This window comes from Streptomyces sp. NPDC056948 (assembly GCF_042674225.1).
Taxonomy (GTDB): domain Bacteria; phylum Actinomycetota; class Actinomycetes; order Streptomycetales; family Streptomycetaceae; genus Streptomyces; species Streptomyces purpurascens.
Map to the genome: position 1 here is coordinate 1 of NZ_JBHUQX010000496.1, position 6,217 is coordinate 6,217.

Genomic DNA, 6,217 nt, shown 5'->3' on the forward strand with positions numbered 1-6,217 from the left:
GTGTCGAAGAAGTTGATGCCCGCGTCCAGCGCCGCGTCCATGATGGCGTGGCTGTCGGCCTCGTCGGTCTGCGGACCGAAGTTCATGGTCCCGAGAACGAGCCGGCTGACCTTGAGTCCTGTGCGTCCGAGCTGCGTGTACTTCATGGTGACCAAGCCAACGTCTTGAAGTGCGCTCTAGGCAAGCACGCAACTCCGCGTCCCGTACCGCAGTGACACACCACTGTCACGCAACCAGCCACTGATACACCGCACCTGCGCACCGCCGTACCGGAAGTCCGTCGCCTGAGCCGCCAGGCATGCCGTGAACCTGGAGCTCTTCCGGCCCGATCCTCGCGGGGTCCGTGACCGAATCGGCGTACCGGTCGTAGGCGGGCCGAGCGGCTGCCAGGCCAGGCCGGAGGAGTTGCAGAAAGCTCGCAACTCAGCCCTGCATAGGCAATGTGGTGCTGTTCCGTCTGCCGGTGGGTCAGACGGAGCTCGCGGACTGGTGCCGGGCGGCGACGTGTAAGTCATGCCGTCCTACAGCGAGTTCCTTCGGCCTGGCGGCCGCCGAGACGCAGGCCTGCGGTACGCCGGTGATCGCGGCCGTGGTGTGGCCTGCCGGTGGCCCTGCGCAGCGGACTGAGTGGCGTCGTGGTGCCGGGGCACCGGCCGGACTACGCGCGGGCGCTGCGCCGTTTCGCCGATGATCCGGCGCTCTCGGTCCGGTTGGTCGCGGCGGCCACCTGGCATGCCGAGTCGTTCGGCTGCGACGCCGCCGCCGTGGCCACGGCTGACGTGTACGCGGCGGCGATGCGCGAGCATGACTGACCGGCGGGCCGGGTCAGCGCGCCGGTTCCAGCCGGACCACGATGGACTTGGATGTCGGCGTGTTGCTGACCTCCGCGGTGGAGTCCAGTGGAACGAGCACGTTGGTCTCGGGGAAGTAGGCGGCGCAGCAGCCTCGCGGGGTGGGGTAGCCGACCGTCCGGAAGGCCGGTGCCCGACGCTCGACCCCGTTGGAGAACTCACTGACGATGTCGACCAGTTCGCCGTCCGCCAAGCCCTGTACGGCGAGATCGTCCGGGTGGACGAAGAGCACCCTGCGACCTTGGTGGATGCCGCGGTAGCGGTCGTCCAGGCCGTAGATGGTGGTGTTGTACTGGTCGTGCGAACGGATCGTCTGAAGGAGCAGCCGCCCCCGAGGGACGCGCAGCATCTGCAGAGGGTTGACGGTGAAGTTGGCCAGCCCCGTCCTGGTGGGGAAGCGCCTCTCGTCGCGTGGCGGGTGGGGCAGGGCGAAGCCGCCAGGCCTGCGCACCCGGGCGTTGAAGTCCTCGAAACCGGGAATCACCCGGGCGATCCTGTCCCGGACCCGGTCGTAGTCCGCCTCGAAGTCTGCCCAGGGCACCTGCGGACCGCCGCTTCCGAGGGCCGCGTTCGCCATGCGGCAGATGATCGCGACCTCGCTCAGCAGGCTGTCGGAGGCGGGTGCCAGCCGGCCGCTTGAGAGGTGCACCATGCCCATGGAGTCCTCCACCGTCACCCGTTGCTCTCCGGCGGGCCGCAGGTCGGCTTCGGTGCGGCCCAGGCAGGGCAGGATGAGCGCCTGCCGGCCGGCCACGGCGTGGGACCGGTTGAGTTTGGTGGAGATCTGCACCGTGAGCTCGCAGTTGCGCAGAGCTCGCTCGGTGAGTTCGGTGTCGGGAGCGGCGGAGACGAAGTTACCGCCGAGCGCGACGAAGACCCGGACCTGTCCGTCCCGCATGGCCCGGATGGTCTCCACCGCGTCGTGGCCGTGGTGCCGCGGCGGCTCGAACCCGAACTCCGCGCCGAGTGCGTCGAGGAAGGCGGCGTCCGGCTTTTCGTAGATGCCCATGGTCCGGTCACCCTGGACGTTGGAGTGGCCGCGCACGGGGCAGAGTCCGGCGCCGGGTCGTCCGATGTTGCCGCGCAACAGCAGGAAGTTGACCACCTCGCGGATGGTCGGCACCGAGTGGCGGTGCTGAGTGAGGCCCATCGCCCAGCAGACGACGATCTTCCGGGCGGCCAGGACCTCCTGGAACGCCTCTTGGATCTCCTGCGCCGACAGGCCGGTCGCCTCCAGCACGTCGTCCCAGGACAGCTTGCGGGCCTGGTCGGCGAACTCCTCGAAGCCGTGGGTGTGCGCGGTGATGAAGTCGCGGTCGAGGACCGTGCCGGGAGCGTCGTCCTCCGCCTCCAGGAGCATGCGGTTGAAGGCCTGGAAGAGGGCCTGGTCGCCGCCGAGCCTGATCTGCAGGAATTGGTCGGTGAGTTGGGTGCCGCCCCCCAGTACGCCGGAGGGCCGCTGGGGGTTCTTGAAGCGCAGCAGGCCCGCCTCGGGAAGCGGGTTGACCGAGATGATCCTGGCCCCCTTGTCCTTGGCGGTCTCGAGCGCCGAGAGCATCCGGGGGTGGTTGGTGCCCGGGTTCTGCCCCACGACGAGGATCAGGTCGGCCTCGTACAGGTCCTCCAGCCGGACGCTGCCCTTGCCGATGCCGATGGTCTCGGTCAGGGCGGAACCGCTCGACTCGTGGCACATGTTGGAGCAGTCCGGCAGGTTGTTGGTGCCGAGGAGCCGGACGAACAACTGGTAGACGAAGGCGGCCTCGTTGCTCGCCCGGCCCGAAGTGTAGAAGGCGGCCCGGTCCGGTGAGTCGAGTGCGCGCAGCTCCCGGGCGATCACGGCGAACGCCTCGTCCCAGGAGACCGGCCGGTAGCGGTCGCTGCCGGCAGGGCGGTACATGGGGTGGGTGAGGCGGCCCTGCTGGCCGAGCCAGTAGTCGCTGCGTCCGGCCAGCTCCTCCAGGGTGTGCTCGGCGAAGAAGCCCGGCCCGACCCGGCGCAGCGTGGCCTCCTCGGCCACTGCCTTGGCGCCGTTCTCGCAGAACTCGGCGCGGTGCCGGTGCTCGGGCTCGGGCCAGGCGCATCCCGGGCAGTCGAAGCCCGACTTCTGGTTGACGCTCAGCAAAGTCAGCAGACTGCGGCGGGCCCCCATCTGCGCGTGGGCGTGGCGCAGCGAGGACGTGACCGCGGGAAGGCCCGCCGCGTGATCCTTCGGCGCACTCACCCGCAGACGGGAGTCACCTGGGTCCTCGGCAGGTGCCTTGCGGGCCATCGCCTAGTGCTCCGCGAGGTCGGCTTGGATGCCGATACGGTCCTGGACCCAGTCGTGGAACTCGCCGATGTGGTGCTCGCTGGGCACCAGGACGCCGCCCTTGGCGTACAGGCGGGAACTCATCGCCGGCTGGCAGCGCTCACAGGCGTCGAAGTCCTGCCGGTTGACACGGTCGAACAGCTCCACCGACCGGCTGACGTCCCGGCCGCTCTCCACCACGCCCTTCAGGTACAGCCAGTCGCACTCCACGATCGTGCGGTCCACCGCCACCGGGAACATCCGGTGGAAGATCACATGGTCCGGGACGAGGTTGATGAACACCTGCGGGCGCACCGTGATCGCGTAGTACCGGCGGTCCTGTTCCTCGGTGACGCCCGGAATGCGGTCCAGGCCCTCCGAGCCGTCGACGGTGAAGCCCTGGACGTCCGAGCCGAACTCGGCGCCGTGTCCCACGTAGTACTGCGCCGCGTAGCCGTCGGCGAACTCCGGCAGGACCTCGGTCAGCTCAGGGTGGATGGTCGCGCAGTGGTAGCACTCCATGAAGTTCTCGATGATCAGCTTCCAGTTGGCCTTGACGTCGTAGACGATCCGCCTCCCGACCTCCAGTGTCTCGACGTCGTACCGTTCGACGGACTCCACGTCGCCCAGGCGCGCGACCACGTCCGCGATCACCGACTCCTCGAACGACGGCGGGTTCTCGGCCAGGCACACCCACACATAGCCGAGCCATTCGCGGACCGCCACGCTCGCCAGTCCGTACTCGGTCCGGCCGATGTCCGGCATCTTGGTGAGGTTGGGGGCCGCGACGAGTTTGCCGTTGAGGTCGTACGTCCAGGCGTGGTACGGGCACTGGAAGCCCCGCTTCACCTCGCCGGACTCCTGCGTGCACAGCTTCGCGCCCCGGTGCCGGCACACGTTGAAGAAGGCCTTGACGGAGCCGTCCCGCGACCGGGTCAGCAGCACGCCCTCCCGCCCGACGTCCACGGTCCGGAACGCACCCGGCTTCGCCAGTTCCGACGAGCGTGCCGCGCAGAACCACATCGACTCGAAGATGTGCTCCTGCTCCAGGCGGAAGATCTCCGGGTCCGTGTAGTGGTCACCGGGGAGGGTCGCGATCAGGCTCTCCGGCAGGCCGGTCGTAGTCATGGTTCACCTCGAAGTGAAGCGCCCCTGGTGGGCGGACGGTTGCCTCATGCGCAACGAGATTCTTGCTACGCAACTCACAGTGCAGCCCGCCCGAACCACTGTCAAGCCCTTGACCGCAGGCCGCCACAGCCAGGACCATGTTGCGCATCAGTCCGACTGTTGCGTATTGCGCACCCCCTCAGGGAGGGCTCAATGTCTCTTGGACCCACGACCGGCCGCGAGTTCGTCCTCACCCTGTCGTGCCCCGACCGCTCGGGCCTCGTCCACGCGGTCACCGGCTTCCTGGTCCGGCACTCCGGAAACATCCAGGAGAGCCAGCAGTTCGACGACCGGCTGCAGGACCGCTTCTTCATGCGAGTCCACTTCGACGTCTCGGACCCGGGAACCTCGCTGGAGGATCTGAAGACCGGCTTCGCCCCGGTGGCGGAGGCGTACCGGATCTCCTGGCAGCTGTACGACGCGTCGACCCCGACGCGCACCCTGATCATGGTGTCGAAGTTCGGGCACTGCCTGAACGACCTGCTCTTCCGCCGGCGCACCGGCGCGCTGAACATCGAGGTTCCGGCGATCGTCTCCAACCACCGGGACTTCGAGCCGCTCGCCGAGAGCTACGGGATCCCGTTCCACCACGTGCCCGTGACCCGGGACACGAAGCCCGAGGCGGAGGCTCGGCTGCTGGAGCTCGTCGACGAGCTGGACATCGACCTCGTGGTCCTCGCCCGCTACATGCAAGTCCTGTCGAACGACCTGTGCAAGCAGCTCGAAGGCCGGGCGATCAACATCCACCACTCGTTCCTGCCGAGCTTCAAGGGCGCCCGGCCCTATCTCCAGGCGCACGAGCGCGGCGTCAAGCTCGTCGGGGCGACGGCCCACTACGTCACCCCGGACCTCGACGAGGGGCCCATCATCGAGCAGGACGTCATCCGCGTGAACCACTCACAGGGTCCCGACAGCATGGTCGCCCTGGGGCGCGACGTGGAGGCGCAGGTCCTGGCGCGGGCGGTGGAATGGCACAGCCAGAGCCGCGTCATGGTCAACGACAACCGTACGGTCATCTTCCGCTGAGGAAAATGACCTCCACCCCCTCACGCCTGTTGCCCATTTCGCCTAGAGTCTCGCCATGAGCAACCTCGGCACCGAGTCCGCAGGCGCTCCCACTGGCGGAGTGCAATCCGTTGACCGTGCTGTCGCCGTGCTGGAGATCCTCGCCCAGCACGGCGAGGCGGGCGTGAGTGAAGTGGCCGCGGCGATCGACGTCCACAAATCCACCGCTTTCCGCCTGCTCGGCGCGCTGGAGGCGCATGGCATGGTCGAGCAGGAGAGCGACCGCGGAAAGTACCGCCTCGGCTTCGGAGTCGTGCGCCTGGCAGGCGCCGTGACGGGCCGCATCGCCGTCACCCGACACGGACGGGGAATCTGCGAGCGTCTCGTAGACGACGTGGGCGAGACGATGAACATCGCCGTGCTCGAGTCCCACCATGCGATCAACCTCTACCAGGTGCGCAGTACGTCGGCCATCGCCGCACAGAACTGGGTGGGACGGCAGACCCCGCTGCACTGCACGTCGAGCGGCAAGATCCTCCTGGCCCACCTCGACCGCGGGGACCGCGACGAGTTCCTCGCCGAGGCGGGCCTGCCCCGTATGACACCGCGCACGGTGACCTCCAGGAAGAAGCTGGAGGCGGACCTGTCCGAAGCCCGTGAGCAGGGCTATGCCGTCACGCGGGAGGAATACGAGGAGGGCCTCAACGCTCTGTCCGCGCCGGTGCGTTCGGAGGACGGCGAGGTCATCGCCGCCCTCAGCGCGTCGGGGCCGGCCTTCCGGCTGACCGAGGAGCGGATACGCGAACTCGCACCGGTGATCGTCGCCGGAGCGGACGAGCTCAGCCGCCGTCTCGGCTACGCGGGCTGAGGCCCGCAAGCCCGACTCGGTCGCCGATCAGGAGAGGAC

6 protein-coding genes are annotated in these 6,217 nt (G+C 68.5%); 3 read left to right on the top strand and 3 right to left on the bottom strand.

All coding sequences use genetic code 11. The features are described from left to right. Nucleotides 1–146, bottom strand: a 146-nt coding sequence (locus ACFTZL_RS39295) for an aldo/keto reductase (protein ID WP_382588508.1), incomplete at its 3' end; no start/stop codon positions are given. A gap of 459 nt (nt 147–605) precedes the next feature. On the opposite strand from ACFTZL_RS39295, the gene ACFTZL_RS39300 reads away from it, so the two are divergent. Continuing rightward, the gene (locus ACFTZL_RS39300) at nt 606–812 is read left to right on the top strand and encodes a hypothetical protein (protein ID WP_382593608.1); all 207 of its coding nucleotides are present in this window, start codon (nt 606–608) and stop codon (nt 810–812) included. A 13-nt stretch (nt 813–825) separates the two neighbouring features. Here the strand turns inward: ACFTZL_RS39300 and ACFTZL_RS39305 are convergent, their stop codons facing one another. Further along, nucleotides 826–3,120: an FdhF/YdeP family oxidoreductase gene (locus ACFTZL_RS39305; RefSeq protein WP_382593611.1), complete on the bottom strand. Its 2,295-nt coding sequence runs from the start codon at nt 3,118–3,120 to the stop codon at nt 826–828. Between the two features lie 3 nt (nt 3,121–3,123). Next, a complete protein-coding gene (locus ACFTZL_RS39310; protein WP_382593614.1) occupies nt 3,124–4,266 on the bottom strand; it encodes an aromatic ring-hydroxylating dioxygenase subunit alpha in 1,143 nt (380 codons plus the stop codon). A 192-nt stretch (nt 4,267–4,458) separates the two neighbouring features. Here ACFTZL_RS39310 and purU point away from each other — a divergent pair, with 192 nt between their 5' ends. Both purU and ACFTZL_RS39320 read left to right on the top strand, forming a co-directional pair. Further along, a complete protein-coding gene (gene purU, locus ACFTZL_RS39315; protein ID WP_382593617.1) occupies nt 4,459–5,331 on the top strand; it encodes a formyltetrahydrofolate deformylase in 873 nt (290 codons plus the stop codon). A gap of 55 nt (nt 5,332–5,386) precedes the next feature. Beyond that, nucleotides 5,387–6,178 (top strand): IclR family transcriptional regulator, encoded by a 792-nt coding sequence (locus ACFTZL_RS39320; RefSeq protein WP_382593620.1) that lies wholly within the window; start codon nt 5,387–5,389, stop codon nt 6,176–6,178. The last annotated feature ends 39 nt before the right edge of the window (nt 6,179–6,217 follow it).

Excerpts from the sequence above, each read along its gene's own strand:
- purU (WP_382593617.1), top strand. The coding sequence starts at position 4,459 with ATGTCTCTTGGACCCACGACCGGCCGCGAGTTCGTCCTCACCCTGTCG.
- ACFTZL_RS39320 (WP_382593620.1), top strand. The coding sequence starts at position 5,387 with ATGAGCAACCTCGGCACCGAGTCCGCAGGCGCTCCCACTGGCGGAGTG.
- ACFTZL_RS39310 (WP_382593614.1), bottom strand. The coding sequence starts at position 4,266 with ATGACTACGACCGGCCTGCCGGAGAGCCTGATCGCGACCCTCCCCGGT.
- ACFTZL_RS39305 (WP_382593611.1), bottom strand. The coding sequence starts at position 3,120 with ATGGCCCGCAAGGCACCTGCCGAGGACCCAGGTGACTCCCGTCTGCGG.